Source organism: bacterium endosymbiont of Bathymodiolus sp. 5 South, assembly GCF_900128535.1.
Lineage (GTDB): Bacteria > Pseudomonadota > Gammaproteobacteria > PS1 > Pseudothioglobaceae > Thiodubiliella.
Map to the genome: position 1 here is coordinate 1 of NZ_FQTR01000206.1, position 2499 is coordinate 2499.

Annotated in this window: 4 protein-coding genes; all 4 read left to right on the top strand. The window is 30.5% G+C overall.

All coding sequences use genetic code 11. The features are described from left to right. Positions 1-290, top strand: a 290-nt coding sequence (locus BBROOKSOX_RS10010; RefSeq protein WP_218973731.1) for a hypothetical protein, incomplete at its 5' end; no start/stop codon positions are given. A gap of 43 nt (positions 291-333) precedes the next feature. Further along, a complete protein-coding gene (locus BBROOKSOX_RS10015; protein WP_139661586.1) occupies positions 334-1512 on the top strand; it encodes a replication initiation protein in 1179 nt (392 codons plus the stop codon). A 7-nt stretch (positions 1513-1519) separates the two neighbouring features. Beyond that, positions 1520-1762, top strand: a complete 243-nt coding sequence (locus BBROOKSOX_RS10020) for a helix-turn-helix domain-containing protein (protein ID WP_180323986.1) — start codon at positions 1520-1522, stop codon at positions 1760-1762. After that, a partial coding sequence (locus BBROOKSOX_RS10025; RefSeq protein ID WP_180323987.1) for a ParB/RepB/Spo0J family partition protein occupies positions 1759-2499 on the top strand: 741 nt, incomplete at its 3' end. The genes BBROOKSOX_RS10020 and BBROOKSOX_RS10025, both read left to right, overlap by 4 nt.

The window sequence follows — 2499 nt, forward strand, 5'->3', positions numbered from 1 at the left end:
GCTTGTATGGCTTTACCAAAGAAAAGTACAAAAGTGTGATAGTTAGGTTAAAAAGTGTGATAGTTAGCCATTTAAAAACTCAGGCTACACACGGCTTGTATGGCTTTACCAAAGAAAAGTACAAAAGTGTGATAGTTAGGTTAAAAAGTGTGATAGTTAGGTTAAAAAGTGTGATAGTTAGGTTAAAAAGTGTGATAGTTAGGTTAAAAAGTGTGATAGTTAGTGTCATAAGTAATTGTTATTACAATGAAAATAACCCTCTAAACTCTTTAAACTCTTTAAACTCTTAAAACTACCTTCCATTTATAAAACAAATAAAACAAAAATAAAACAATGAAGCAGAAAAATAAAATAACAGAAATCAAAAAATCCAATGCATTAATAAATGCTTTTTACAATATGTCAGTAGACACTTACAAAATATTCAGTCTAGCAGCTAGTAAATTCAAAGACCAGTTATATTTTCAAAAAGACATAACACAAGATCAAAATATATTTCGTGTTGTTATTGACAGAGAAGAAGTTGAAAATATTTTTCCTTCATTTAAAAACAATAAGTTAATCAAAAAAAGACTTAACAAAGTAGCACAAGAAACAAAAGCAAATAGTGCCATTGCAATTCCAATTATCGAAGGAGACGAAGTGGGGTTTAGATTTATTCCAATTATTGATTCAATAAAATACAATCATATTAAGCAACAAATTATTATGATTTTTCGTCCAGAAGCAAAAGAACATTTAAATCCAGACCCAGAGAAAGGAAATTTTGATTTAGATGATGTTAAAAATTTAGGTTTTATTACTTCAATGAAGCAAGTCCCTATTTACAATATTTGTCACAAAAATATAAACTTAGGTTCAGTAAAAAGATCGATTGAAGAACTTAGGAAGTTAACAAATACACCAGAAGATAAATTTCAACAAACAGGGCACTTTATCAACAGAGTTATTAAGTATCAAGTTAATGTTATTAACAAAAATTCAATATTAACAATTGAAGTTGCACTCATTAAAACAGGCAGAAAAATAACTCATATTAATTTTATAATATCAAAAAAAGGCACCCATCCAATCGAAGAAATAAATCAAAAACCAAATAGCATTAATAAGCAATTAACTAATTTAGGCTTTCATGGTGACAAGTTACAGTCATTTTTAAAAATACCAACAGAAGTACTGTTGCTATCAATTAACGCAACCCAAAAAGAAAAAATAAAAGGATTTCACACAACAACAATGAGAGGTTTCTTTTTCTCTCGTGTTCAGCGTTTAAGTAAAAACACCAATACAAAAATAACACCATTAGAAATAGTGCAATTATTTAAAGATAATTTACACATTATTGAAGGTAGAGAACTTTGGCAGGAGTTTTATGCTCAATTAAACATAAAACAGCAAGAAACCTACTCCAATGGCAATAAAGATAAAAACAAATTGGTAAAACAGGCGCTAGACAACGACTTTACTAATAAATTTAACAAATGGATTTATGAAACCAAGATTAAACAATAGGCACTATATGAAATTTTCAGAAAAAATAAAAAACATACGATTATTACAAAAAATGACTCAAGAAGAATTTTCTTGTTTTCTAGGAATAGGCTATGCATCAGTTCAAAAATATGAAAGTGGTGTTCGTAAGCCTGGTTATAAGGCACTAAGGATTATCTGTAAAAGATTCCCAAAATACGCACTTGCTTTAGTAATTGATGATATTAGCACCAAGCAGATTTATATTAAACAAAAAGAGGGTAAAGCATGACAAAAAAAATAGTTCCAAACAAAGGCATGATTGATATCGAAGTATTAAGCAACCCCAGTGCTTTTAAATCTAAAGTTAATTTAGATGCTGTACCAAAATTTAACAAACATGGTGACAATATTGAACCAATTATTAGAAGAATTCCGGTTCAAAGCATTGATGAATACGCATTTAACCCTCGTCAAGCAAACAATGATCATTTTGATGATATTAAAAACTCAATTAAAGAAATAGGGTTGCAACAAAGATTTTCAGTGGTAAAAAACCCTGAAACAGGGCGCTATACTTTAATTAAAGGTGGTAACACCAGGCTTTTAGCATTTAAGGCGCTATACAGAGAAACTAGTGATACAAAGTTTGCAGCAATTGATTGTATTGTAGAAGCATGGGAAGGCGAACTCAACAGAACGCAGGCTGTGATCGCACATTTGATTGAAAACGAAGCCCGTGGTGAATTGATATTAGTGGATAAAGCTAAGGCATTGATTGAACTAGAGTCAAACTTTAGAAGTGATTTAAGTAGTGAAAAAGAGTCTGAGGAGTCCTCAGACTCTAAAAAAGGCAGCAATTATAAAACAAAGCAAACTAAACCTTTTGTAGATTATCTAAAAGACAACGGCTACTCAGTCAGCGAAGGGCAACTAGGCTTATTTCGCTTTACTGCCAATAAGCTTATTGGTAATTTAGATCATTTTTTAAATCAGGGAATGGGCTCTCCTCAGATTATTAAAATCCGC

What these genes read in the sequence shown, in the direction of transcription:
- BBROOKSOX_RS10015 (WP_139661586.1), top strand. Translation starts at nt 334, where the DNA reads ATGAAGCAGAAAAATAAAATAACAGAAATCAAAAAATCCAATGCATTA.
- BBROOKSOX_RS10020 (WP_180323986.1), top strand. Translation starts at nt 1,520, where the DNA reads ATGAAATTTTCAGAAAAAATAAAAAACATACGATTATTACAAAAAATG.